General features: G+C 67.8%; 22 protein-coding genes. 12 read left to right on the top strand and 10 right to left on the bottom strand.

All coding sequences use genetic code 11. The features are described from left to right. The first annotated feature begins 5 nt into the window (after window positions 1–5). The 3 genes from K8P10_RS12860 to K8P10_RS12850 are packed head-to-tail and all read left to right on the top strand — an operon-like array spanning window position 6 to window position 2,861. Window positions 6–1,160, top strand: a complete 1,155-nt coding sequence (locus K8P10_RS12860; RefSeq protein ID WP_224779301.1) for a flavin reductase — start codon at window positions 6–8, stop codon at window positions 1,158–1,160. Between the two features lie 32 nt (window positions 1,161–1,192). After that, window positions 1,193–2,266, top strand: coding sequence for an ABC transporter ATP-binding protein (locus tag K8P10_RS12855; RefSeq protein ID WP_224779300.1), 1,074 nt, complete (start codon window positions 1,193–1,195; stop codon window positions 2,264–2,266). A gap of 52 nt (window positions 2,267–2,318) precedes the next feature. Beyond that, entirely contained in the window at window positions 2,319–2,861 is a 543-nt protein-coding gene (locus K8P10_RS12850; protein ID WP_224779299.1) for a YaeQ family protein, read from the top strand. A gap of 63 nt (window positions 2,862–2,924) precedes the next feature. On the opposite strand, the gene K8P10_RS12845 is transcribed toward K8P10_RS12850, so the two are convergent. Genes K8P10_RS12845 through K8P10_RS12835 form a run of 3 tightly spaced genes read right to left on the bottom strand, consistent with a single transcriptional unit; the run spans window position 2,925 to window position 6,599 of the window. Then, on the bottom strand, window positions 2,925–4,115 hold the full coding sequence (locus tag K8P10_RS12845) for an MFS transporter (protein WP_224779298.1): 1,191 nt from the start codon (window positions 4,113–4,115) through the stop codon (window positions 2,925–2,927). Further along, window positions 4,112–5,164, bottom strand: coding sequence for an amidohydrolase family protein (locus tag K8P10_RS12840; protein WP_224779297.1), 1,053 nt, complete (start codon window positions 5,162–5,164; stop codon window positions 4,112–4,114). The genes K8P10_RS12845 and K8P10_RS12840 overlap by 4 nt, the downstream gene beginning before the upstream one ends. Before the next feature lie 46 nt (window positions 5,165–5,210). Then, complete coding sequence (locus K8P10_RS12835) at window positions 5,211–6,599, bottom strand: APC family permease (RefSeq protein WP_224779296.1); 1,389 nt, start codon at window positions 6,597–6,599, stop codon at window positions 5,211–5,213. A gap of 239 nt (window positions 6,600–6,838) precedes the next feature. Between K8P10_RS12835 and K8P10_RS12830 the strand changes: the two genes are divergently transcribed. Beyond that, on the top strand, window positions 6,839–7,600 hold the full coding sequence (locus tag K8P10_RS12830; protein WP_224779295.1) for a GntR family transcriptional regulator: 762 nt from the start codon (window positions 6,839–6,841) through the stop codon (window positions 7,598–7,600). Here the strand turns inward: K8P10_RS12830 and K8P10_RS12825 are convergent. Genes K8P10_RS12825 through K8P10_RS12815 form a run of 3 tightly spaced genes read right to left on the bottom strand, consistent with a single transcriptional unit; the run spans window position 7,537 to window position 10,504 of the window. Continuing rightward, a complete protein-coding gene (locus K8P10_RS12825; protein ID WP_224779294.1) occupies window positions 7,537–8,556 on the bottom strand; it encodes a nitronate monooxygenase in 1,020 nt (339 codons plus the stop codon). The two genes, K8P10_RS12830 and K8P10_RS12825, sit on opposite strands and share 64 nt — an antisense overlap. After that, complete coding sequence (locus K8P10_RS12820; RefSeq protein ID WP_224779293.1) at window positions 8,553–9,254, bottom strand: response regulator; 702 nt, start codon at window positions 9,252–9,254, stop codon at window positions 8,553–8,555. Before K8P10_RS12820 ends, K8P10_RS12825 begins: the two co-directional genes overlap by 4 nt. Further along, window positions 9,251–10,504 carry an ATP-binding protein gene (locus K8P10_RS12815; RefSeq protein WP_224779292.1) on the bottom strand — a complete coding sequence of 418 codons (1,254 nt, stop codon included), beginning with the start codon at window positions 10,502–10,504 and terminating at the stop codon, window positions 9,251–9,253. The genes K8P10_RS12820 and K8P10_RS12815 overlap by 4 nt, the downstream gene beginning before the upstream one ends. A gap of 179 nt (window positions 10,505–10,683) precedes the next feature. Here K8P10_RS12815 and K8P10_RS12810 point away from each other — a divergent pair, with 179 nt between their 5' ends. Then, window positions 10,684–12,126 carry a cation:dicarboxylate symporter family transporter gene (locus tag K8P10_RS12810; protein WP_305069232.1) on the top strand — a complete coding sequence of 481 codons (1,443 nt, stop codon included), beginning with the start codon at window positions 10,684–10,686 and terminating at the stop codon, window positions 12,124–12,126. Here the strand turns inward: K8P10_RS12810 and K8P10_RS12805 are convergent. Together K8P10_RS12805 and K8P10_RS12800 are read right to left on the bottom strand one after the other, a co-directional pair. Further along, window positions 12,123–13,277, bottom strand: coding sequence for a DUF2207 domain-containing protein (locus K8P10_RS12805; RefSeq protein WP_224779291.1), 1,155 nt, complete (start codon window positions 13,275–13,277; stop codon window positions 12,123–12,125). The two genes, K8P10_RS12810 and K8P10_RS12805, sit on opposite strands and share 4 nt — an antisense overlap. Window positions 13,278–13,333: 56 nt before the next feature. Further along, window positions 13,334–13,567 (bottom strand): hypothetical protein, encoded by a 234-nt coding sequence (locus K8P10_RS12800; protein ID WP_224779290.1) that lies wholly within the window; start codon window positions 13,565–13,567, stop codon window positions 13,334–13,336. Between the two features lie 215 nt (window positions 13,568–13,782). Here K8P10_RS12800 and K8P10_RS12795 point away from each other — a divergent pair, with 215 nt between their 5' ends. From K8P10_RS12795 to K8P10_RS12770, 6 genes are all read left to right on the top strand, one after another. After that, window positions 13,783–15,267, top strand: coding sequence for an APC family permease (locus K8P10_RS12795; RefSeq protein ID WP_224779289.1), 1,485 nt, complete (start codon window positions 13,783–13,785; stop codon window positions 15,265–15,267). Then, window positions 15,264–15,911 (top strand): TetR/AcrR family transcriptional regulator, encoded by a 648-nt coding sequence (locus K8P10_RS12790; RefSeq protein WP_224779288.1) that lies wholly within the window; start codon window positions 15,264–15,266, stop codon window positions 15,909–15,911. The genes K8P10_RS12795 and K8P10_RS12790 overlap by 4 nt, the downstream gene beginning before the upstream one ends. After that, window positions 15,908–17,032, top strand: coding sequence for a P1 family peptidase (locus tag K8P10_RS12785; protein ID WP_224779287.1), 1,125 nt, complete (start codon window positions 15,908–15,910; stop codon window positions 17,030–17,032). Before K8P10_RS12790 ends, K8P10_RS12785 begins: the two co-directional genes overlap by 4 nt. A gap of 18 nt (window positions 17,033–17,050) precedes the next feature. Continuing rightward, a complete protein-coding gene (locus K8P10_RS12780; RefSeq protein ID WP_224779286.1) occupies window positions 17,051–17,854 on the top strand; it encodes a DUF1206 domain-containing protein in 804 nt (267 codons plus the stop codon). Window positions 17,855–17,942: 88 nt separating this feature from the next. Further along, window positions 17,943–19,688: a siderophore-interacting protein gene (locus K8P10_RS12775; RefSeq protein WP_224779285.1), complete on the top strand. Its 1,746-nt coding sequence runs from the start codon at window positions 17,943–17,945 to the stop codon at window positions 19,686–19,688. Window positions 19,689–19,769: 81 nt separating this feature from the next. After that, entirely contained in the window at window positions 19,770–21,284 is a 1,515-nt protein-coding gene (locus K8P10_RS12770; protein ID WP_224779284.1) for an APC family permease, read from the top strand. A gap of 11 nt (window positions 21,285–21,295) precedes the next feature. Here the strand turns inward: K8P10_RS12770 and K8P10_RS12765 are convergent, their stop codons facing one another. Both K8P10_RS12765 and K8P10_RS12760 read right to left on the bottom strand, forming a co-directional pair. Further along, complete coding sequence (locus tag K8P10_RS12765; protein WP_224779283.1) at window positions 21,296–21,601, bottom strand: metal-sensitive transcriptional regulator; 306 nt, start codon at window positions 21,599–21,601, stop codon at window positions 21,296–21,298. Window positions 21,602–21,642: 41 nt separating this feature from the next. Beyond that, window positions 21,643–22,095 carry a GNAT family N-acetyltransferase gene (locus K8P10_RS12760; protein ID WP_224779282.1) on the bottom strand — a complete coding sequence of 151 codons (453 nt, stop codon included), beginning with the start codon at window positions 22,093–22,095 and terminating at the stop codon, window positions 21,643–21,645. A gap of 215 nt (window positions 22,096–22,310) precedes the next feature. On the opposite strand from K8P10_RS12760, the gene K8P10_RS12755 reads away from it, so the two are divergent. Beyond that, window positions 22,311–24,953, top strand: a complete 2,643-nt coding sequence (locus K8P10_RS12755) for a LuxR C-terminal-related transcriptional regulator (protein WP_224779281.1) — start codon at window positions 22,311–22,313, stop codon at window positions 24,951–24,953. Window positions 24,954–25,016: the final 63 nt, after the last annotated feature.

The following is a 25,016-nucleotide window of genomic DNA, read 5'->3' as shown; positions in this document are numbered from 1 at the left end:
AGAGTATGAGTACGCAGTTTCCCGAGCGGCCGGACACGGCCGATTCTTTCGACCAGTCCCTCTTCCGTCATGTCGTGGGTCACTTCGCGTCGGGGGTGACCGTGATCACGACGAACGCGGACGGAACCCTCTTCGGAACGACAGCCTCCGCGGTGACATCGCTCTCCATGGAGCCGCCGATGATGCTGGCCTGTCTGAATCGATCGAGCGCCACCCACGCAGCCATCGTCGATGCCGGACGGTTCGCGATCAACATTCTCGCAATCGACCAGGGCACTCTCGCGAGCCATTTCGGACGAAAGGGCGACGACAAGTTCGCCTCGGTGGAGTACTCGCTGAGCCCCAGAGGGTTGCCGCTCCTCGACGGTGCGCTCGCGACTATCGAGTGCCTCGTCTCCGAAATGGCCACGGGTGGAACGCACACCGTCTTCCTCGGGAGCGTGCAGCACGCGAGCTCGCGCGAGGGGGAGCCGCTGGCCTACTACCGAGGTCGGTTCGACGCCCTCGAGCACTCGAGCGAGCTCTCGGTGTACGAGCAGACACGCGATTGGGTGCTGCGTCGACGCACACCGCTCGGCGAAACGCTCGATCCGGCTTTCCTAGCACGTGAGTTCGCATGCGATCCTGCGGCAGTGTACAACGCCCTGGTCAGGCTGGTTGCCGAGAACGTCGTGACCGCCGGAGAGGACGGTGGTTGTACTCCGACCCCGCTTACCGCGGAACTGGTGGACAACCTGTATGACGCGCGCGCCTCGATCGAGGCAGGTGTGCTCGCGGAGTATCTCGAGTCGGCGTCGGATGAGCGGATCGCTCCCATCGTCGCGCAAGCCGAGGCGCTCATCGCGCGGTCGCCGCAGACCTCGGAGGAGCTCGATGACTTCCTCGAGGCGAACCTGGAGTTTCACTGTTCGATCGTGAGCCTCGCGGACTCGCGACAGCTCGTGGCGCATTTCAGGCAGTTGAGCATCGCCACGGTGTGGCGCGAGACCTATCGCTCCGATGTCTGGCGAGATCGCACGGGTCACCCGCTGATCCCGCAGATCGCCGCAGCATTGACGATCCGAGATGCTGCAGGCGCTCGGGCACTCGTCAGGCAGCAGGTCGACTTCGTGAAGCAGTCGGCAAAGCAGATGATTCAGGAGCACGGTGGCGCCCTCTAGCGTCACGGTGTCGGTTCGGAAGGGAATTCGGAATGGGAGAGATTCGCATCGAGGGGCTCGAGAAGTCCTTCAGATCCACGCAGGTGCTCCACTCGCTCGACCTGCTCATCGAGGCGGGCGAGTTCGTAACACTGCTCGGGCCGAGCGGCTGCGGCAAGACGACGACCCTGCGCTGCGTGGCGGGTCTCGAGACCCCGACCTCGGGTCGAATCACCATCGGTACTGTGCCGGTGTCGGATAGCGCGAACGAGAGTTTCGTGCCTCCGCATCGCCGCAGGGTGGGCATGGTCTTTCAGAGCTACGCGATATGGCCGCACATGTCGGTCCGGTCGAACGTCGAGTTCCCCCTGCGTCGGCGGAAGCAGGGGACGCGCGAAGAGCGACGGGCGACGGCGCAGCGAGCGCTCTCAGCGGTCGGCATGGCCGAATACGCCGAACGCTATCCGCACGAGCTTTCGGGCGGGCAGCAGCAGCGGGTCGCTCTCGCCCGCGGCCTGGTATCCGCTGGTGAGGTCATGCTGTACGACGAGCCGCTGTCGAACCTCGATGCGAAGCTGCGCATTGCCATGCGGGACGAAGTCAGACGACTCCATGAAGAGTTCGGACACACATCGATCTATGTAACGCATGATCAGGAGGAAGCTTTCGCGATCTCGGACCGGGTCATCATCATGAAGGGGGGCCGCATCGAGCAGGTCGGTACCCCTCGTGAGATCTTCGACACTCCAGTCTCGCGGTACGTTGCGGACTTCGTCGGCTACGAGAACATACTCGACATCGATCGCGTATCCTCCGATGGCTCTGAAGCCTTCGCGGGGGGTCTCCGTTTCGCCGGGTTGCACGATGTGCGCATCGGAGATGCGCTGGCCTTTCGGAGCAGCCGGGTGATCCCGGGCGAGGGGGGCCGTACGGCTGCGATGAGCTGCGAGACGACCCGCACTCGAGAGGTCTACATCGGAGATGAAACCGTCGTCCATCTGGCCACGCCCGACGGTGCGGAGATCGTGGCTCGGGTACCGAGCGGCAGTGGAGAGGTCGAGATCGCGAGTGGAGTCTTCCACGTGTCGCGGGAGGACATCGCAGTGCTGCGTCCCGAGGAGGATTGATGGGCCGAGTGACGACGACGCGACGGCCATCTGGCCGGTAGGCTCGTGACTCATGGCGACCGGCGCGACGATCCACACGTTCGAGATCCATCTGGCGGATGTGGACCGGGGTGTGTACGAGGAGCTGTCGTTGCGCGTAGCCAGGCACCCGTCCGAGACGGCACCGTTCATGGTGACCCGGATCCTCGCCTACTGCCTCGAGTACGCAGAGGGCATCGCCTTCGGAGCAGGCGGCATCTCGTCCACGGATGAGCCCGCCGTGTTCGTGCGCGATCTGACCGGCCGGATCACCGACTGGATCGAGGTCGGAGCACCCGATGCGCAGCGCCTGCACCACGCCAGCAAGCTCGCGGACCGTGCGGCTGTCTACACCCACCGCGATCCCGAGAAGCTGCTGGCGGCCTGGCAGGGGAAGACGATCCATCGGGCGGACGCGGTCGTGCTGCGCGCGTTCGATCGGAGTTTCATCGATGCGGTTGCAGCGGAGATCGGGCGGCGCAACACCCTCACTCTCTCTGCCACTGAGGGGCAGATGTACCTTGAACTCGACGGGAAGACGTTCGAGGCGCAGATCTCCGACTACACCGCGGGCTGAGTGACGTCCAGCTCGGCTGAGGCGGCGCGCCTGGATCGCCCGGTGCGTTGTTCCGGGTCAGGACTACTCGGCGCGCTCAACCGCGAGCGAGGCGCGGGAACTCGCGATCCCGAACCCGATCTCAGCGGCCGCGATGCACGCGAGCATCGCGATGACGGCGGGCCAGCCGATCCCCGCGCCGACGAGCAGGCCGGGAACCAGTGGCCCCGCCGCGGCGAACCCGTACCCGACGCCCTGGCTCACTGCGGAGAACGCCGCGGTGCGTGCGGCACTCGGCGCCGTGAAGACGATGAGCACGACCGAGAGCCCGAACGCCGAGCTCAGTGCAATGCCGAGCACCGCGACGACGAGCGTCATGAGCTCGAGCGGGGCGATCGCGAGGCAGAGGAGGCTCGCGGTCCCGAGGAGTGCGGTCGCCACGAGGATCGGCGTGCGCCACCCGCGTCGCGAGGCGAGCATCGGTGCGAACAGCGAGGCGGGGAGACCCGCGATGCTCATCCAGGCGAGGAGCAGACCGGCCTGCGACGGCGTCGCTCCGCGGTCGAGCGCGATCGTCGGCAGCCACGCGGTCATCGAGAAGTAGAGGAGCGCCTGGCAGGCGAAGAAGCCGGTGACGGGCCACAGTCCGCGGGCGTGGAGGATCGACGCCCCGGTGGAGGGTTCCGCGGGTGCGCCGCCTGACCCGCCCGCGTCGATCCGACGCCCGAACACCAGGGAGAGGGCGAGCGCGATGAGCAGGGGCACGCCCCACGCCGAGAGCGCCGGACCGATCCGGTTGTCGAGCACGTGGAACAGCGGGACCGACAGGGCGGCGCCGGTCGCGGCGCTGAGCCCGAACGATGCGGTGTAGACACCGGTCCAGAAGCCGCCACGCGCAGCGAGCGCGCGGCGAATGATCTGGGGAGCGAGAATGCCGAGGAGCGCGATGGAGGCTCCGACGAGCACGGCGCCGACGAAGAGGGTGGCGGGCGCGAGCGGGCGGAGCAGGGTCGCGCAGGCGAGTACCGCGAGCAACAGCGCGAGTGAGCGCGCCAGTCCGAGGCGGGCCACGATCAGCGGCGCGAGCGGAGCGGCGAGCGCGAAGAGGAGCACGGGAATCGTGCTGAGCACGGCGAGTCCCGTCTGGGAGAGGTCGTACCCCACTCCGATCTCCCCGAGGAGCGAGGACACATTGGTGATCGGGAACCGTACGCTGAGGCCGACGGCGACGGTAAGGATCCCGGCGGCGACCCCTTGGCGGCGCAGCGCGCTCATCGGATCTCCCGTCCGCCTCGCAGCACACGGATCGGAGCGGGGCGATCGGTGACGAGTTGCGCGATGTGCTGGGCGTCGAACTCGAGCCGGGTGTCGCTGCGCTCGGTCCAGTCCGTGATCTCGGTAAGGCCGAGCATCTCCGCTCCCGCGGTCGAGGCGATGCGGAAGGCCCGCTCGAGATCGGCGTCCGTAAGCGCACCGGTCCGGTACGCGAGGAGGTGTGCGCGGTCGACCATGCTCCCGGTGCCGAACGGGCTCCAGGAGTCGCGTACGCCGTCGGATCCGGCGACGACGCGCACGCCGTGGTGCTCCAGGCGGTCCAGGTCGGGAACGGGGTCTGCTCCGAGCGCGCAGGTCGCGATCCAGATGCCGGCCTCGGCGACTCGGTCGAGCGTCTCGCCGAGCGAGGGGAGAGAGGCGTCGCACACCGCGAATGCGTGCCCGATGGTAACCCGCCCCTGTCGACCGCTCGCGATGGTGCGCTTAGCGATTTCCCGGATCTGGGCGAGGCCGTCCTCACCGCCGTCGTGCAGGTGGATGTCGAGGTCGCGTCCGGCACGATCGGCGAGGCCGAAGATCGCGTCGAGGTGACCGTGGAGGTCGCCCTCGATTCCTCCGGGATCGATGCCCCCGACCAGGTCAGCCCCGCTCGCCAGGGCGGCCGCCATGGCGTCCAGTGTGCCGGGGTTCGTGAGCAGTCCGAACTGGGGGAACGCCACGATCTGCACCGTCAGGTCTTCGCCGAAGCGCTCCGCTGCGGCGCGCACGCCCTCGACGTTCGCGGTGCCGAGCTCCGAGGAGACGTCGACGTGGGCGCGCATGCCGAACGTGCCGTTCGCGAGCGCCCGGGTGAACAGGGCGTGCGCCCGATCCTCGACGCTCGAGCGATAGGCGGCCTGCGTCGCCCGATCGTTCTCGATGAGATCGGCCAGCGATGCTGCGGGGCGACGCGAGAGCCACGGCCCGCCCCACGAGGTCTTGTCTGGGTGGATGTGCCCGTCCACGAGTCCTGGGGTTCGGAGGAGTGAAGCGGAGGGGGAATCAGTCATAATCGGCCTTTCCGGTCGGTGGGAGCGCGGTGCGTGCGGCGGTGAGTCACGACTGGTACGGCAGCGTGGGCATCGCCTCGGTGGATGCGCCGTCGAGCTGGAGCGCGAGCGGACCGCCATGGCGCTTGCGCCTGACGAGATAGACGATCACGCCCACGACGAGCCAGGCGCCGCCCAGCACGTAGGTGAAGGGGGCGAGCGAGGTCCACAACCACGCGATCGAGGCGAACCCGATCAGCGGCATCACGAGGTGCCGGAGCAGGGCCCAGCCGCTGCGGAGCCCGAGGTCGAAGAAGAGGACCTTGATCGTCGCGAGGTTCACCATCGCGAACGCCGCGAGCGCGCCGAAATTGATCATGTAAACGGCCTGGTCGAGGGTGATGAACAGTGCGACGAGCGCGACGACCGACACGAGAAGCGCGGCGACGTACGGAGTACGGAAACGCCGGTGGAGGCGAGCGAGGACGGGCGGCAGGATGCCGTCGCGCCCCATGGCGAAGAGCACGCGGCTCACGCTCATCTGCGCGGCGGTGCCGCACAGCACGATCCCGAGCGTGTTGACGATCACGAAGATCACCATGAGCGCGTCGCCTCCCGCCTGCTGCATGAGTTCGGTGCCCGCGGCATCGAGGTTCTCGAGCTGCGTCCAGTCTGGTGCGATGAGGCTGCCCGCGATCGAGAACGCGAGGTACCCGAGCCCGGCGAAGAGGGTGGCGAGGACGATGCCCTTCGGCACCTTGCGACGCGGATCCTGGGTCTCCTCGGCAAGTGTGGAGACGCCGTCGAATCCGAGGAAGGCGAACGCGACGATCGCAGCCGCGGAGAGGATCGGGGCGATGCCGCCGTCGCCGATCGAGAGCGGCTCGGTCAGCGACGCGAGGGAGAGATCGGGAGCGTTCAGCACCGCGAGCGAGAGGAACACGACGATGACCAGCACCGACGCGACGATCACGACCGAGTTCATCCGCTTGATCCAATTGACGCCGATAATGCTGAGGACGGCGACGATCGCGATGCAGAGGAGCGTGCCGGCCCAGGTGGGCACCGCCGTGAAAAGGCTGTTGAAGTAGAGGCCGAAAAGCAGGAAGTTCACCATCGGCAGGAAGAGGTAGTCCAGTAGCATGACCCATCCGGTGACGAAGCCGACGGCTGATCCGAAGCCCCGCGTGACGTAGGCGTAGGCGCCCCCGGTGATCGGCACGTGCGCAGCCATGCGCCCGTAGCTGTGCGCCGTGAAGAGCATGATGACGATCGCGGCGACGTAGGCGGCCGGGAGGTGCCCGTCGCTGAGTTCCGTGGCCGGTCCGTACACGGAGACCACGGAGAGGACTCCCATCGAGGTGAGGCCGTACGCGATCAGTGCGGGGAGCCCGAGCGCGCGCTTCAGCGTGCGGGGGCGTTCGGCCGCTGCGGCGGTGGGTGCTGGAACGGTCATGCGCAGACTCCTTTGCTCTGGTGTGCATCCCGAGATCGGGCGAGCCCGAACCATCATGGATTGTATGCCAAAAAGTGGACCATGCGGAGTCTAGTACTGAAAAAATCCCAAGAATACGCCAACTGACGTAGCTGTCATATCAGCCTGGCATACATAAGAATCGCTCCTTGAGAGTTCAGGCATACACTGGTGGAGTCTGATCAGCCGCATCGTGGCCTGAGCAATCGAGGAGTGAGCCCGTGAAGCTGCCCATGGAGCCCGACGATGCGCGCACCGACGTCTCGCAGGGTCAACGCGTCTACGAGTGGGTGCGCGACCGCATCATCGATGGCAGGCTCGCGACGGGCAGCCGTGTCAGGGAACGCGAGGTGGCCGACGCGCTGGGCGTGTCGCGGATCCCGATCCGCGAGGCGTTCCCGAGGCTCGAGGCGGAGGGGTACATTCGTACGCTGCCCCGTCGCGGTGCCGTCGTGGCGCCCATGGAACTCGCCGACATCGTCGAGCTGTTCGATGTGCGGGCGGCGCTCGAGGTGCTTGCGGCGCGGCTGGCCGCGAGCCGGTGCGCGGAAGGAGCGTCAGGAGACGAGCTGCGCGACGCGCTCAGGATCGCCGAGCACGCCGTCGAGTCCGCCGAGGGCGCGGCCATCGCCGATGCCACCTCGGAGTTCCACGATGCCATTGTCGACCTCGCGGGCAGCCACCTCCTGCAGAGCCTTCTCCGACCTGTGAAGGGACGGGTGAAGCGGCTCTTCCACATCGCCAGCGAGCGGGACGACGGCGACGTGCACCGAGAGCATCGAGATCTCTGTGACGCGATCGTGCGCGGTCAGGTCGAGCGTGCGGCCGCACTGGCTCTCGCGCACGTCGAGCGGAGCCGCGCCGAGACGGTGCCGGCGCTCGCCGCCGAGCATGGTGGCGCTACCAGGGACGCAGATCCTCAGAGCGAGGCAGCGAGCGAGCGGAGCACATCCGACGCAGAGCCGGTGCCCGCGGCCCGATAGCCGGTTCCCGCCCAGAGGTGGAGCCGCTCGGCGTCGCCTGAGGCGGCGGCGCGCTGGCGGAGTTCCCGCGTGAGATGGTGGACCGCAGGGTACGCCGTGATCTCGTGCGATGCGTGGCGGTCGATGAACCCGTTGCGCAGCGCTCTCGCGGGCCGGCCGGTGAACGCGCGCGTCACGGCCGTTTCGGTGTACTCCGGCGAGGCGAGGGCGTCGCGGTGCGTCGGGGAGGCGCCGCTCTCGTCAGTGCGGAGGAGGAGCGTGCCCACCGCGACAGCGTCTGCCCCTGCGTGCAGGAGCGCCGCGACGGCAGCGGGCCCGTCGACCCCGCCTGCGGCGATGAGTGGCAGGGAGGTGTTCCTACGGACGGCCGAGACGATCGGTGCCGTCGCGCCGTCGGCGATCCGGCGATCCGGATCCCACGTCGCCGAGTGCCCTCCCGCCGACGGTCCCTGCACGATGAGTCCATCGACGCCCGCATCCTCCGCGAATCGGGCCTCGGCGACCGTGGTGACGGTCGCGAGTACCGCGGAGCCGGCGCGTCTGAGCCTTTCGATATCGGAGCGGTCGGGGAGCGCGAAGGTGAACGACACCACCGGCACGGGCTCCTCGCAGAGGAGTGCCACCTTGTCGGACCACGCATCGTCGTCGGTTCGGGGAACAGGATCGAGCGTCACGCCCCCTGCCCGCGCCTCGTCCGCGAGCTCGCCCGCGTATCGCCTGAACGCCTCGGCGTCGACGGCGTCCGCGCCCGGCACGAAGAGGTTCACGCCGAACACGCCCCAATCGCGTGCGGCCCGGATGCGGGCGTGCAGCGCCTCCGCGCTGAGATAGCCCCCGGCGAGGAAAGCCAAAGCGCCCGCGCCCGTGGCTGCTGCACCGAGATCCACTGTCGTCGCGCCTCCGGCCATCGGTGCGGCGACGAGCGGCAGCGCGGTCTCGAGGAATGCAGCGGTCACGAGCTCTCCTCACTCTCCCCGGCTCCCGCCCAATGGTACTCGGAGACCGGTCGGCCTGGGGATCCGTAACGGGGTGCCCGGTGGACCCTGCCCTCCGTGACGAGCTGCTCGAGGTAGCGCCGCACAACGACGCGTGAGACGCCGAGCCTGGCACTCGATTCGCGCGCCGACACCGGTCCGTGTTCACGGACGTCGGCGCTGACGAGCGCAAGCGTCTCAGACGACAGACCTTTGGGCAGCTCCGTCTGCACGGGAGGGTGCATCATGCCGAGCATCGCGTCGATCTCGGCTTGCGTGCTGGCACCGCTCGCCTGTTCCGCCTGCTCCCGATACCGCGCATAGGCCTCGAGGCGATCGCGGAACATGGCGAAGGTGAAGGGCTTCACCAGGTAGTTGACCGCTCCGAGCGCCAGCACCTGCCGCACGATCTCGGAGTCGCGCACCGCCGTGATGGCGATGACGTCGAGCGTCACGCCGCGGCTCCGCAGGTGCCGCAGCACATCGAGGCCAGACCCGTCAGGCATCGTCATGTCGAGCAGGACGAGGTCGAACCGATCGGTCTCCTGCATCGCCATCGTGAGGGCACCGCGCGCTGAACTCGCTTCGCCCGCGACTGTGAACCCCGCGACCTTCTCGACGTATCCGCGATGCAGCTCGAGCGTGAGCGCTTCGTCGTCGACCACCAGCACCCGAATCATGTTGTGCGCTCCGGCAGGGTGATGAGCACGGTCGTCGGTGCGTCGGAGATGTGGATCTCTCCGCCGGCCTGATCGACGATCGATCGCACGAGCGCGAGCCCGACCCCGCGGCCACCGGTCTCAGACGGCTTCGTGGAGACCCCGAACTCGAAGGCCCGATCGATGATCTCCTCGGGGATCCCCGTGCCGCTGTCGCGTACGACGAAGCGCACGCCGTTCGGGGTGCCTGGTCCGAGGCGCACGTTGACCCACCGTGGCTCCGGCCCGGCGGCGGCGGCATCGATCGCGTTGTCGATCACGTTCCCGAGCAGGGTGATCGCGTCCATCGCCCGGAGCGAGGATCGCGGTGTGTTCGGGATGATGTCCGAGATCCACACCACGCCCCGCTCTTGGGCCTGCGCTGCCTTTCCGAGCAGGAGGGCGCCCACCGTGGGATCCCCGTCTCCGGACGCCGCGTGATCCACCAGCATCTGGCTCTGTCTGGAGGTCTCGGCGAGGACCTCGATGGCCTCGTCCGTGCGGCCCAGCTCCATGAGCGCGATCGCCGTGTGCATGCGGTTCCCGTGCTCGTGGGTCTGCGCGCGCAGGGCCTCTCCGAGGGTGCGGATGGATTCGTACGCCAGCACCGCGTCCTGCACGCGAGTCGGCTCGAGATCTCCGGTCACGCGTCGGGTCGCCCGGCGGGCGATGAGCGCGCCGATGAGCCCGGCCACGACCAGTCCGAGGAACCACGCGATCACGATCGGCAGCCGGGAGGCCACCGTCTCCGAAATGCTCGATACCGTGACGCCGACGGCGACCCAGCCCTCGTGCTGCGCGCCATCGAACACCGGTGCGATCGTGCGGACCGAGGGGCCGAGCGTGCCGGTGTACTCCTCGGTGAGCATGCGGGGCTGATCGGGGATGGTGCCGACGTAGGGTTTGCCGATGTTCTCCGCGTCGGCATGGGTGACGCGGACGCCGTCGACCGTCATGATCGTGACGAAATCCACATCGGAATCGGCCATGATCCGCTGCGCGACCGGTTGCAGCGAGGCGGAGGGGTCGTTGCCGCCGAGCGCCGTCACTACTCCCGGGTCGGCGCTGATCGCGCCGGCGACGGCGAGCGTGACATGCTCGGCTTCGGCGCGGACGGTGCGCTGGGAGTCGAGCACGAGGAACACGGCGACGATGGCCGCGAGCACGAGCCCCGTGAGTCCGAGTGCGACGAACACTTTCGTCGCCGTGCTCCGGCTGCTGACCCGTGACATCGCACCTCCTCGTGATCCGTCATCCATCTTGGCCCATCGGTGGGAGATTCGGTCGGGTCCGCGCGCAATCGTTCGCGATCAATACGACCAAAAGGGGGCGGGTGGCCCCGGCCGGAGCCAAGGTGGTTCAGGCGGTAACCACCGCGAAGGTAACAAGGGCGTTGCAGAGGAGCGCGATGATGAGTACGAATCCGGTCAGAACGACGGCGACGGGACTGCCGCGCAGAGGCAAGCGGTGGGACAAGCACACGTGGCTGTACATGAGCGTTATCTTCGCGGTCGTCGCGGGCGCCGTGCTCGGACTCGTCGCACCCGACTTCGCGACGCAGCTTGAGCCCCTCGGGAAGGCGTTCGTCGCGCTGATCAAGATGATGATCGCCCCGATCATCTTCTGCACCATTGTGATCGGCATCGGATCGATCGCGAAAGCCGCGACGGTCGGCAAGATCGGCGGCCTCGCCCTGCTCTACTTCATGGCGATGTCCACCTTCGCCCTCGCGATCGGACTGGTCGTCGGCAACATCATCCACCCGGGTGAGGGCCTCAACATGTCGGGCGCCGAGTACCAGGCCGAGGGTGAGGCGAGCACGACCACCGAGTTCCTGCTCGGAGTGATCCCGACCACGTTCTTCTCGTCGTTCACGGGCGAGTCGGTACTTCAGGTGCTCTTCGTGGCGCTGCTCGTCGGCTTCGCGCTGCAGGGCCTGAAGAGCAAAGGCGCTCCCATCATGACCGCCATCAAGCACCTGCAGACGCTCGTCTTCCGCGTGCTCAGCATGATCCTCTGGGTGGCCCCGATCGGCGCGTTCGGTGCGATCGCTGCGGTGGTCGGCAAGACCGGTGCGGCGGCGATCTGGAGCCTCGGGCTTCTCATGGTCGCGTTCTACATCACGTGCATCGTCTTCATCGTCGGTGTGCTCGGCTCCCTGCTCTACTTCGTGACGCGCGTGAACATCTTCAGCCTCATGAAGTACTTGGGGCGCGAATACCTGCTGATCGTCGGCACTTCCTCCTCGGAATCGGCGCTCCCGCGCCTCATCGCGAAGCTCGAGCACCTCGGGGTTTCGAAGCCCGTGGTCGGGATCACGGTGCCGACGGGGTACTCCTTCAACCTCGACGGCACCGCGATCTACCTGACGATGGCTTCACTGTTCATCGCGACGGGGCTCGGGCAGCCGATGTCCATCCCCGAGCAGATCGGGCTCCTCGTCTTCATGATCATCGCGTCGAAGGGTGCGGCGGGTGTGACCGGTGCGGGGCTCGCCACGCTCGCGGCCGGTCTCCAGGCGTACCGGCCCGACCTCGTGAACGGCGTGGGCGTGATCGTCGGCATCGACCGCTTCATGTCTGAGGGCCGCGCCCTCACGAACTTCACCGGCAACGCAGTCGCGACCCTGCTCATCGGGCGATGGACGAAGCAGATCGACATCGAGCGCGTGCAGAACGTGCTCGCCGGGCGGATCCCCTTCGACGAGTCGCTCGTCTCGGGCGACGGACACGGAGACGACGAGCCCGTCGCACAGTCCGATCTGCAGCTGGAGCCGAAGCCCGAGCCCGAGGCGAAGGCCGAGCCGGTGTCGGAGTCCAAGCCGCAGCCGGAGCGGACGACTGCCGGTCGCTAGTTCCCGATCCGTCCGATGAGGGAGGCGACACCACCGATGACCCGGAAGATCTGCCCGATGATGACGAGCACTTCGAGGACGGCCATGACGCCCTCGAACGTGCCGCCCAGCACGCGCAGGTTCTCCGCGGCGTCGAGGTCGCCAAGATGCTCGAGCTCCCGCTGCCAGGAACGCTCTTGGCGGAACAGGATCGCGTACGGCACCAGCCGTTCGAGGAGGACGTAGCGGTCGAGCTGCGCTTGCGCCACCGGATCATCGCTCGCGGGGGCCTGGGCCACACCCAGGGCCAGGCCCCCGGCGGTCGGTGCCCCTGCCCCGGTCCGAAGCGCGCCCGCGACCGACTCGAGTGCCGCGAGACGACGCTGCTCGCCGAGACGGATGTACTCGCGGAGGCCAGCCAGGTGCCGACGGAGGTCACGCCCCCGGTCCGAGAACCGGGTGATCGGCGGGGGAGCGAGCATCAGGACGCCGAACACCGCGGCGATCACGAGCAGCACCGCGACGGCGCCCATCCACTCGCCCTCGAGCACGGCACCGAGGGCGAGGAACGCCCCGATCAGCAGCGTGGCGAGGAACAGGAGCGAGAGCAGGATCAGATGGGCGCTCGATGGTCTCGAACGCGTGAGCCCTTCGGCGGCCAACCGTTCCCGTTCGGCAGTCAGGAACGCGGTCAGCTGCCGGCGCTGCGTCCGCCGGAATGCGCCCCGACCGCGGAGAAACGCGATGTCGGGCGCCGCGGAGACGCTCTCGACGTGCAGGTCGACGGCGGCGAGCGCGCGGAGCAGGCGCCGTTCCTGTCGCGGGCGGAGCGCTGCGGGTCGCAGCGCGTCGAGGAGCATGCGCTCCTCGCTCGAGAGGGAGGCGCCCGGAGCCGGTGACACCGCGACCGGCCCCCGGGAGCCGCGCGGAGCGAGGATCCTGATCTGCTTCCGGACGGCCAGGTCGACCAGTGCGGCCGCGACGACACGGCGGTCCGCTCGGAGGAGCAGGCCGTGCTCGATGACGCTCCCCGGCGGGGGAACGTACTCGGTCACGAGCGGACGCGGGAGGTGGGAGGCGATCGGGCGGGCGATCGCGACGATCAGGAGCCCGATGAGCGTCAGGCCGGAGCCGATCGCCAGGATGCCGAGGATTACGGACCCGTCCACCATGCGTGACACGGTAGCACCCGGTCAGTGTTCCCGGTGGGCCGAGGGTCAGCCGCGGATCAGTACCCGGTACCGCAGTTGAGGCACTCGGACTCGTCGAACTCGGCATCGTCCATGTCTTGCCCGTAGCCGAAGTCATCGGCGTAGGGCGAGGGCTCGGCGAATGGATCGACGAGTTCGAACCCGCAGGCGGGACAGACGCGCACACGCTCCGTCGTGCCTTCCAGGGCGGTGAGGACCGCGAACATGACGAGGTCCGGCATCTTCCTGACCGTTTTCATGAGCTGCTTCATGCCTCCATCAGAGCAGGCGCAGGTGACGCGCAGGTGACGCGCAGATGCACAGTTCGGGATCGTGCTGCCCAAGCCCGAGGCGGGGTGCGCGGCAACTCAAAACCTGAACATGTGTTCAGATAAATCTCCCAGGTTCATCCTTCATATTGAGCGGCGGAGCGAGTATTCCCTGCACGCTCGATGAGTAATGCACGACGACGTGCCAGGAGGCCAGTATGCATACGAACGAGACAACCGAGGGTCCACGCGAGGGGACACTCGCGCGAGGAAAGCTCGGCACCTTCGACATAGTCTTCTTCGTCGTCTCCGCTGCAGCGCCGCTCACGGTGGCCGTGAGCTCGGCGCCCCTCGCGTTTCTCGTCGGCGGAGTGGGTGCGCCCGGCGCCATGCTGGCGAGTGGCGCAGTGCTGATTCTCTTCGCGATCGGGTTCACCGCCATGTCCCGCTTCGTGAGGAACACTGGCGCGTTCTACGCGTACGCCGCAGCCGGGCTTGGCAAGCCAGTCGGGATCGGTGTCGCGTTCATCACCATCGTCGCGTATGCGTTTCTCTGCATCTGCTTCTACGCGCTGCTCGGGTTCTACGCGAATCTCACCTTCTCCCACCTGTTCGGCTTCGAGCTGCACTGGGGAGTCTGGGCCGCGCTGGCCGTCGCCATCGTCGGATTCCTCGGCTACCGGAGGATCGATGTCGGAGCCAAGGTTCTCGCGGTGCTGCTGACCGCCGAGATCGCGATCCTGCTCGTGATCTCGATCGCCATCGTCGCTCAGAACGGCGCGGCGATCCCCGAGGCCACGGCGGCATCGTTCAACCCGCAGAACGTCTTCTTCGCGGCGGGGGCGAGCGCCCTATTCGTGTTCGGGTTCGGCGCGTTCCTCGGCTTCGAAGGCACGGTGATCTATGCAGAGGAGGCTGATCGTCCGACGCGAACCGTTCCCCGCGCGACGTACATCGCGATCGCCTTTCTCGCGATCTTCTACGCCTTCACCTTCTGGGCGCTGACCGTCGCCTTCGGTGCTGAAGGCGTAATCGCACTTGCCAACTCGGACAATTTCGAGGAGATGATGTTCATCGCCGGCGAGAACGCGCTGGGGGCGTGGGCGGGCATCGTCCTGGAGATTCTCATCGTCACGAGCTTCTTTGCCTGCGTCCTCGCGTTCCACAACGCCTGCGCGCGGTACCTCTTCTCGCTCGGCCGCGAGCGACTGCTGCCGAAGGTGTTCGCGCGCACGCACCCGAAGATGTCGTCCCCGCACATCGCGAGCATCGTGCTCACTGCGATCTCACTCCTCGCGATGGTGATCGGCGCCGTATCTGGCGCGGATCCGTTCTTGGGCATCGGTCTCTGGAGCTACGCGATCGGAGTTGCGGGACTCATCTTCTCTCAGGGCGTCGCAGCCGTCTCCGTGATCGGGTTCTTCTGGCGTGATCGCCGCGGGTACGGCGTCTGGCGAGTCGTTGTGGCGCCGATCTTCGGAGCGATCGGCCTGCTCACCGCGTTTACGGTGATCGTGACCCACTTCGACCTCGTCTCGGGGGTCGAGGGCGGCGTCAACTGGATTATGATCGCCTGTGTGCCGGTGGTGTTCCTCTTCGGGGTCGGCGTCGGTCTCGTGATGAAACGGCGGGCTCCGCGCCGCTACGCGGCGCTTACACAGTCAGTGCGCGTGATCGCCGTCGACGAAGTGGAGGCCAGATGACTCCCACGCCCAAGGGTCGCCTGCGCAGAGAACGGCTCGTCGCCGCGGCGAGCGAGACGATCAGCGAACTCGGAATCGCCGGCACAAGCGTCCGCGCGGTCGCGGACCGCGCTTCCGTGAGCGCCGGCAGCGTGCTCTATCACTTCGAGAGCATCGACCAGCTCGTGGACGCCGCGGTGCAGGGCGCGATCGACGAGTTCAGCGATCGTCGAGCCCGGATGGTCGAGGGTGAGTCAGATCCCGTACTGCGCTTGCGTCGCATGCTCGAGGCGGGCATCCCTGAAACCATCAGCAATGATCTCAGGATCGTGTACGAAGCCTCGTCGATGCTCCGCGAACGGCCGCAGTTCCGCGCCTCTGTGAACGTGCTCATGGAGCGGCAGGTCGCGCTCTACCGCACCGTCGTCGAGGTCGGCACCGCCGTCGGCGCCTTCCGGCCCCGGATGAGTGTGCATGCAATCGCCGAGAATCTCGTCGCGCTCGAGGACGCGTACGACCTCTACCTTCTTGACCCAAGCAACCGCTCCCGCGGACGGTACCTGCGGAACGCTATCGCGTTCGCCGAGATTGCCCTGGACTGCTCGCTCGAGGTTGGTACCGAACCACTCGCACCCGCAGGAGAACCCCGAAAGGACGCGCCGTGACCGATCCAGCATCCCCCCGTGCCCGCGACCTGGGAGTGCCGCTCGACGGCGTGACCGGCAGGTGGAACGCGATCACCGACGTGCCCGGTCTCGAAGTCGGCTTCGAGACGATCGTGCACGACGAGCCGAGTGTCGCGCGGACGGGGGTCACCGCGATCCTGCCCCGGGGCCGCTCGGGGCTCGGGGTCCCCTGCGCCGCGGGAGTAGCTGTGCTCAACGGCAACGGTGAACTTACCGGGCGCTCCTGGATCGACGAGGCCGGACAGTTCCAGACGCCGCTCGCGATCACTAACTCGCACGCCGTAGGGTCAGTGCACCGCGGGATCGACCGGTGGCTTGCCGCGCACGATCCGGGTGCGGCTGCGCAGTGGATGCTGCCCGTCGTGGGAGAGACTTGGGACGGTTACCTCAACGAGATCAATGCCGAAGCGGTGACTCCCGAGCACGCGATGCGCGCCCTCGACTCGGCGGCTTCCGGTCCCGTCGCGGAAGGCAACGTCGGTGGCGGAACCGGCATGAACTGCTACGGGTTCAAGGGAGGCACCGGAACCGCGTCACGCATCGTCGGTGCGGGGGACCGGTCGTGGACGGTGGGGGTGCTGCTGCAGGCGAACTTCGGCTCCCGGGCCGAGCTCCGCGTCGACGGACACCGGCTCGGGCGCGGCTCCGCAGCGGCGTGCCCGATCGAGACGACCGACTGGTTCGCGCACGAGACCGGCGAGGCGGCAGGCGCAACGCCCGGCGCGGGCAGCGTCATTGTGGTCGTCGCGACCGACGCCCCGCTCCTCCCCGACCAGTGCCGCGCCCTCGCCCGCCGGGTACCGCTGGGTCTTGCCCGTACCGGCACGACCGGGAGTCACTTTTCGGGGGACATCTTCCTCGCGTTCTCCACCGCGAACGCTGGGGCGCTGAGGTCGCGCATGGGCACGCCGGCGGCGACGACCGAGCAGCTCGAGGTGCTCGCGTGGGGTGCCATTGATGCTCTCTATAGCGCGGTCGTCGAGGCCACGGAGGAGGCGGTGCTGAACGCTCTCGTCGCGGCGCGCGACATCGAGGGCCGCAACGGTCACGCGAGTTTCGCGATCCCCCACGAGGAGATCCGCGCCGCGTTCGACCACTAGACCCGGTACTCTGCCACTGTGGACGAACGCGTCAAAGCCGCAGCGGAGCGCGCGGAACAACATCCCTCTTTCCGGGTCGCGGCGCGCTGCGGTCACGTCGCGAACGGCCTGGTGCACGGGATCATCGGTGTCTTCGCGCTGATGCTCGCGTGGACGGGCAGCGGTCAGAGCGACCAGTCGCAGGCGTTCCAGACCATCGCTGAGGCACCGTTCGGTGCGTTCGCTCTGTGGCTGCTCGCTGCGGTGCTCGTGGCACTCGGCGTGTACTACGTGGTCAACGGGTTCTCCATCCGCATCAGCGACACGAAACAGCGCTGGTCCTGGCGGATCTCCGAGTGGGGTCGCGCGGTGATCTACCTGGTGCTCGGCTTTGTTGCGGGGAAGTATGCATCAGGATCGCGATCCGACGGGGAGCAGAGTGCCGAGCAGGCGAGCGGCGGTCTGCTGCAGATGCCGGGTGGCCCGTTCCTGCTCGCGATAGCGGGCATCGCCATCGGCATAGCCGGTGTGGTGTTCATCGTGATCGGGGTGCGACGCGGGTTCCGCAAGCGCGTCAAACTTCCGAAGGGGCCCGGCGGTCGTGCAATCGAGGCGCTCGGCGCGTTCGGGTACGTGGCGAAGGGCGCGTCGCTCGGTGTGGTCGGCGGACTCGTCGTGACCGCGGCGATCAAGCAGGATCCCGACGCCGCAGGTGCGCTCGACGCGGCCATCCGATTGCTGAAGGACCTCCCCGCCGGCACCGCGATCGTCACAGCGATGGGGATCGGGTTCCTCGCCTATGCGCTGTTCTGCGTCTTCCGTGCGCGCTACGACAAGCTCTGAACCATTGCCGCCGTACCGCGCCGCCGATAAGGTAAATCTGGTTGTGATCAGAAAGAAATAGCGCGCGCGACAGGAGCACAGGACAGACATGGCTCATCGGGACTTCGTCACTCATCCTCTGGTCCTGCGACGTCTCGACGTTCTCGCCGTGCGGGAGGTGACTCCCCGGATGCGACGCATCACCCTCGGCGGACCAGAGTTCGACGCCTTCGAACGCGACGGCCTGACGCTCGGAGCGTTCCACGCTCCGATGTTCGACGACCACGTGAAGGCGATCTTCGCCGATGAGTCCGAGCTCCCCGACGTCTTGCCGATCCAGCTCGCCCACGGTATCGAGTGGACGGCGGCGCCCGCCCGAGTCGCTCGCGACTACACGCCTCGCCGGGTCGACCATGAGCGCGGCGAAGTCGATCTCGACTTCGTGCTGCACGGCCACGGACCCGCAGCGACGTGGGCCAGAGGTGCGGCTCGCGGCGACGCGCTGTGGGTGGTGGGCCCGAAGTCGTCGCTCGTACTGCCTGAGCGCCTTGACTGGATCGTGCTGATCGGGGATGAGACCGCACTCCCCGCCATCGGGCGGTTTCTCGACGAGCGTCCGACCCCGGCGCCCGCCCGCATCGTCGTCACCGTCTCGCACCCGCGGGCACGGCAGGACCTGGCGCTGGCCGAGGGTGACACGATCGAGTGGGTCGTCGCCGATCCCACGGACCGGGCACCCCTCGAACGCGCGGCACGGCAGGCGATCCCCGAAGACGGCGACGGCTTCTTCTGGGCCGCGGCGGAGAGCCGGACGCTGCTGCCGATCAGGCGTCTCGTCTCGCGCGAGCTGGGGCTGCCGAAGCAGCGCGTCAACATCACCGGGTACTGGCACGCCGAGCACTCGGACGACCAGGCCTCACCCGAGATTCCATCGCCGGTCGCCTGGTTCACGGTGCGGGCGGCGCTGCGGAGCGGGATCCTCGACGACCTCGCCGATCACCCCGGTGCGACACCGGGGGAGATCGCCGGTCGCCGCGGGCTCGCAGCCCCTGCGGTCTCAGCTCTGATGCCGACGCTCGTGCACTACGGGATGGTGGTACCGAGCGGTCTCACCGATGACGGCCTCGCGATCGGGCCGGCGGCCGAAGCGCTGCTCGCCGACGAGCGCGCGCGCGAGGAGTTCGACGGGCACGACGGGGACGTGATGCACGCGCTCGGCGCGCTCCCCGAGGCACTCGCTTCTGGCCGCTCGGCTTGGGAGGCGGCCAGGGGGCGCACGCTCGCGGAGGAACTGGAACAGGACCGCGCGCTGTTCGCCGAGCAGTGCGAAGAAGCCGGCATCCTGCGGTTCCTCGCACCGGCGCTGCTCCGTGACGCGGTCTGGGACGGAGCCGAACGCGTGCTCCTCGCCGGGGCAGGGGCTGCAGAGCTCGCTGATCTTGCCCGCGAGGTGGGAATCGGTGCCGAGCTCAGGCTCGGCGGCAACGAGACCGAGGTCGCCGTCCTCGCCGAGGCTTCAGAGCACGGGGTCCCCGACTCTGGGCCCGAGCTGCCTCACGCCGACCTCGGTATCGCCGCTTTCGCGCTGCGGAACCGGACCGACGCCGAAGCCCGGAACCTGCTCCAGCGGCTCCGCGCGCGCACCGACGTGCTCGTCGTCGTCGATGCGACGTCGCCTGACTCGCTCGATCCGCACGCTCATGAAGAACGGGTGCGCGCCATCGGGGTCAACGGGTCGGGGATGCGGGACGCCGAGGCGATTGCCGGACTCGGACGCAAGACCGGGTGGATCCATGAGCGCACCGTCCCTCTGGGGTGGGGTGTGCAGGCGATGATCCTGCACGGCGCCCACTGACACGACCGCACCGTTCCTCGACTCCCGAACCGAGGATATGCTTGCGGAGCACACCTCGGAACCCACCCCCAGGAGACGCTCATGTCGCAGGAGACCAGCAGCGAACCGGCCCGTGTCGATGTCGGCAAGGGCCTGAACTCCGGCGCGCTCGGCGTCGTCGGATCGACGGTCATCGGACTCGCGTCGACCGCGCCCCTCTACTCGCTTGCTGCGACTCTCGGATACGTGATCCTCGCCGTCGGTGCGCAAGCTCCCCTCGTGTTCATCGTGGCGTGCGTACCCATGGTGTTCGCCGCGTTCGCGTATCAAGAGCTCAACCGGGAAGCGCCAGATTGCGGCACCACGTTCGTGTGGGGCACGAAGGCGTTCGGGCCGGTGACGGGGTGGATCGGTGGCTGGTCGGTGGCGGTGGCGTCCGTCATGGTGCTCGCGAACGTCGGCGAGATCACTGGGCAGTATTTCTGGTTACTGCTCGGCAATGAGGAGTTCGCGGACGACCGGGTCATCGTCGTCGTGACGTCGGTCGTCTTCATGGCGCTCATGACCTTCATCAGTACGATCGGGGTGCAGATCGGCGAGCGCCTGCAGATGGTGCTCATGGCGATTCAGATGCTCGCGATGGCGCTCTTCGGAGGCCTCGCCCTGGTGAACGCCCTGTCGGGTGCGAACCCCGACTCGGTCGCCTTCGACTGGCACTGGTTCAACCCCGCTGAACTGACCTCCTGGTCGGGCTTCATGGAGGCGGTGCTGCTGGCGCTCTTCATCTACTGGGGGTGGGACACCTGCCTCGCCCTCAATGAGGAGACCAAGAACCCGCGGAAGACCCCCGCACGGGCCGCCCTCTCGAGCATCGCCGTGCTCATCGTGGCCTACGTCGGCGTCTCGGTCGCGGTGATGATGTTCGCCGGGTTCGGCGACACGGGGACCGGGCTCACGAATCCGGAGAACCTCGACGACGTGTTCTCGGTGCTCGGTGGCGTCCTGTTCGGGCCATGGGGTTGGTTCCTGCTGCTCGGCGTCATGCTCTCGGCGGCTTCATCGACGCAGACCACCATCCTGCCCACGGCTCGAGGCACGTTGTCGATGGCGGTCTACAAAGCGCTCCCGGCGAAATTCTCCGAGCTGCACCCGAAGTTCAAGACGCCGTGGTTCTCGACCACCGTCATGGGCGCGGCCGCGATCGTCTACTACGTCTCGATGTCGATCATCTCCGAGGATGTGCTCGCCGACTCTCTCACCTCGATGGGCCTCGCGGTGGCCCTCTATTACGCCATCACCTCGTTCTCGTGCGTGTGGTACTTCCGAGCGACGCTCCGTGACAGTGCGAGGAACCTCTGGATGCGGGGCATCTTCCCTGCGCTCGGCGGGCTCATGCTCGGCTACGCCTTCGTCCAGTCGGCGATCGACATGATCAGCACCGACTACAGCGAAACGGTGCTGCTCGGAATCGGTGGGGCTTTCGTCGTCGGTGTGGGAGCGATTCTGGCCGGATTCGTGCTCATGGGCATCTGGTGGCTGCGACCGAACTCGCGCCCCTTCTTCCGCGGCGAGAGCCTGAACCGGGACACACCGGTACTCGTTCCCGACGAGGACTGACGGGCGAGGCGCTAGCCGACGAGACGCGCGATGGCGTTCGACGCCTCTTTCAGTTTCTCCTGCGACATCGTTCCACCTGCTTCGGCGGCTTCGGCGACGCAGTGGCTCAGGTGGTCGTCGAGCAACGCCAGCGCGACGCGCTCCAGTGCTTTCGTCGCCGCGGACACCTGGGTCAGGATGTCGATGCAGTACGTGTCTTCTTCGACCATGCGCTGGATCCCGCGAACCTGCCCCTCGGCGCGTCGCAGTCGCTTCAGGAGGTCGTCCTTGTGGTTGACGTACCCGTGCCCCACGGGGGCGTCCGCTGCCGTTTCCATGGCTGCATCATACACCCCCGAGGGGTATCCATGGGGTGGGCTCAGACCTCGATCGCCCCGATGACCTCTCCGTACGGCGTCTCGCCGACGGGAGCGAACCCCTGCCTCAGGAAGAAGCCCTCAGGGCCGTCCTCACCCCGTTCCCAGAGCACCGTGAGGCGCTCCACGCCGCGACGGCGCGCCTCCTGCACCAGCGCGTCCACGGCGAACGACCCGATACCGGAGCCCTGCTCGTCGGCGTCAACGTTGATCCGCCAGAGCGCGGCGCGGAACTCCTCCTGCGTCGCCTCGGGGTCGAAGTTCGCGTGGATGAAGCCGACAACGCGGTCACCGCGCAGCACGACGCGCTGCCACGCGGACTCCGGAGGGGTGACTGCGGCTGCCGCCGCGTAAGAGACGGGCGTGATGAACTGCTCCTGCCCCGGTTTCAAACCGAGCGCGTTCACGTGCACGATCGTCGCCGCTGACAGTTCTTCCAGTCGTAGCTCGCTCATGTTAGACAGGCTAGCCGCGCAGCCGTGAATCACCAACGGTTCCCCGGCGCTGTCACATGATTGTGATGCTCGGCGATCGGGAATACTGGGTGGAAAACACCTACGTGAAGAACACGTAACTCACGGCTTGGGCGTTCCTGGCCGGGGATATGATCCACTCACGAGGAGTCGCGCACAGCGGAGTGCGCGACCTCTGCGAAGTGAGTGTGGGGACCATGAAGGCGCAGGAACAAGGTGTCTCTCTTCGGCGCAACGGCGAGGAGCAGAGCGGCTGGGTGAGTGCGGCGGAGTGCGCCCCCGACCGACTCGAACGTGTGGTCGAGGCGATGACCCCATCCGGCTCCTCGGTGCTGCTGTTCGGGGAGCCGGGGAGTGGCAAGACCCGTCTTGCGGAGGAAGCCGCGTACGCGCTCGCCGACGCGGGTGACACGGCAACGGATGTCATTCTGCTGCCGTCACCGGTCGGTGAGCAGGCACCGCCGACCGAGATCTTCGGCGAGGTCTTCCCCGACCTGTTCTCCGGAGTGGCCTCGGTGTCGTCGGGGCACGGTCACGGATCCAACGCGAGCCTCGCGCGCCGCGTACTCGAGCTCATCGAAGCGGACGCCGCCGAGGGAGCAGAGCCGGTCATCGTGGCGCCGTCCATCGACCGGTATGCTGCGGCCACGGGTCAGGTGCTCGAGAGCCTCGCTCGATCCGGCGGTGTCCGAGTGATCGCCACGGCGCGGCGCCTGAGCGGTGCAGCCGAGCGGATGGTGCGCCACCCGCGAGTTCAGCGGATCGGCGTCGGCCCGCTCACCCACGCTGAGGCGGCGGTGCTGCTCTCGCGCCTGCTCGAGGGCGAACGGGTCGAGTTTGAGACGCTGCGGCGGTGGTACGCCATCACGGGCGGGAATGTGCACTCCCTCTCCGTGCTAGCACTCGCGCTCGACCGGCAGGGGCTCGTGAAACGCGACCGGGGAATGCTCTGGGAGGAGACCGGCTACGACGGAGTGCCCGAGGAGTTCTTCGCGTATCTGAGTGACACCTGTACCGCGGACGAGCTGCTGACGCTCGAGGCGGTGGCGCTCGCCGAACCCGTTTCGGAGACGGTACTGCTGAAGAACCTGAACACCGAGCACCTCGCGTCGCTCCAGTCCCTCGGCTTCGTCGTGGCTCGTCGCCAGCCCACTGGTGAGACGGCGCTCACCGTGAGTCACCCGCTGCTCGCACAGGCGCTGACGAGTCGACTCCTCCAGACGCAGCGGATGCGGATCAGCGAGGACTTCTACCAGGCGCTGCTCAGCGATCTGGGCGGCGAGGATCCGACGGGTTCGCCGCAGCGTCTCCTGCGACTCGTGTCGCTCGGACTCGAAGCGATGCAGCCGATGCCCCTCACCTGGTTGACCGGTGCGCTCGCCTATCTCAGCGGAGGCCGAGACCTGAAGTTCTCCATGCGGGTGGCTCTGGCGATCGCGGCGCACCCGGAGGCATCACCGCGGGAGGTCGCCGTGGCGGCTTCCCGTGCGAGCCAGTCGTCCCGCTTGCTCGGCGATCGAGACGCGCTGCTCTCCTCCGCCGAGGTGATTCGGGGAGTGCTGCGCCGCGACGATGTCGATGATCTCCCTCCGGCCCTGCGGGTCTCCCTGCACCTCGAACTCGTGACGCACCTCACGCTCGACCAGGAGCAGTACGGTCAGGCGTTCCAGATCATCTCCAGACTCGATCAGGAGGTCGATGCCGACGATGAACTCTCTCGGGAGATGATCGTGACGGCCAGAGCGCAGCTCTTCGGTCGGACGGGGCAGCTTTCCCGGGCGATGCGCGAGTGCCCGGCCATCGAGCCGCTCGGGCGCATGCAGCTGGAGTGGGTGCGGGGCAACGCGCGGGTGATGTCCGCGCTCGTCCTGGTGCAGCAGGGCCGCTTCGGCGATGCGATCCAGGTCGCCGATGAGGCGCGCATGTTCGCCGTGCTCGGAGAGCGGGCGCAACACCATGTCGCCGACCTCCTCACGCTCGTGACCTGCGTCGCGCACCTCTTCTCGGGGGCTACGGAAGCAGCGCGCGAGACGATCGAAGGGCTGCAGCAGCGGGCCATCACCGATCTGAACCAGACCGGGTTCATCGAGAACGGGCTGGCGATGCTCGCGCTCAACGACGGGAAGTGGCGCGAGGCCGCGCAGCGCGCCGCCCGGGTGCGCGACCGATTGGCGAAGCACGACGGGTTCGGCATGCGCCCGCTCTCGGCCGCGATCCTCGCTCTCGCTGATGCGGCGCTCGGAGAGCGCGAGAGCGCGCGGCGAGCCATTCGGGCCGCCGAGGTCGCGCAGCCGGGCACCGGGCAGATGATTCGCGGTCTGGTGCGACTGCTGACGGTCGAGGCGCGCCAGTGGAACGGGGATCCCGACGCCGGAGATCACGCTGCGCGACTCGCCGCGTGGGCGGCGGCGGAGTCGCTGCCGCTCGTCGAACTGCGCGCGCTTCGCGTGGTCGCCACCGCCGAGGGGCGCATCGAGCAGGCCCAGTTGTCGCGCGTGCGAGCGATCGCTCCCGGCGTTGACGCGCCTATGGGCGACGCGCTGCTGGCGTACTTCGAAGAGATTGCGGCGGGCACCCCGGCATGGGAGAGTCCGGCCACCCGATTGCTCGCCGACCTCGGGGTGTGGCTGCCGCTTCCGCGCACCTCGCTCCTCTCCGCCAGAGAGCGCGAGATCGCGCTCCACGCGGCGCTCGGCTACTCGAGTCGATGGATCGCGGAGCGATTCCACCTCTCCACACGCACGGTCGAGACCCACCTGCGACACGTCTTCACGAAGCTCGGAACGACGAACCGCGACGAGCTCCGCGCCTTCTTCCGGAACGGCCGCGTCCCCGCCTGACTGCCGCGCGATGCCTGGCATGAACTGCTCTACGTACGGCTTGCGTAACTTCCCCCATCGCCC

This window comes from Leucobacter sp. Psy1 (assembly GCF_020096995.1).
In the GTDB taxonomy this organism is placed as follows: domain Bacteria; phylum Actinomycetota; class Actinomycetes; order Actinomycetales; family Microbacteriaceae; genus Leucobacter.
This window is presented reverse-complemented; position numbering and strand designations above follow the sequence as displayed.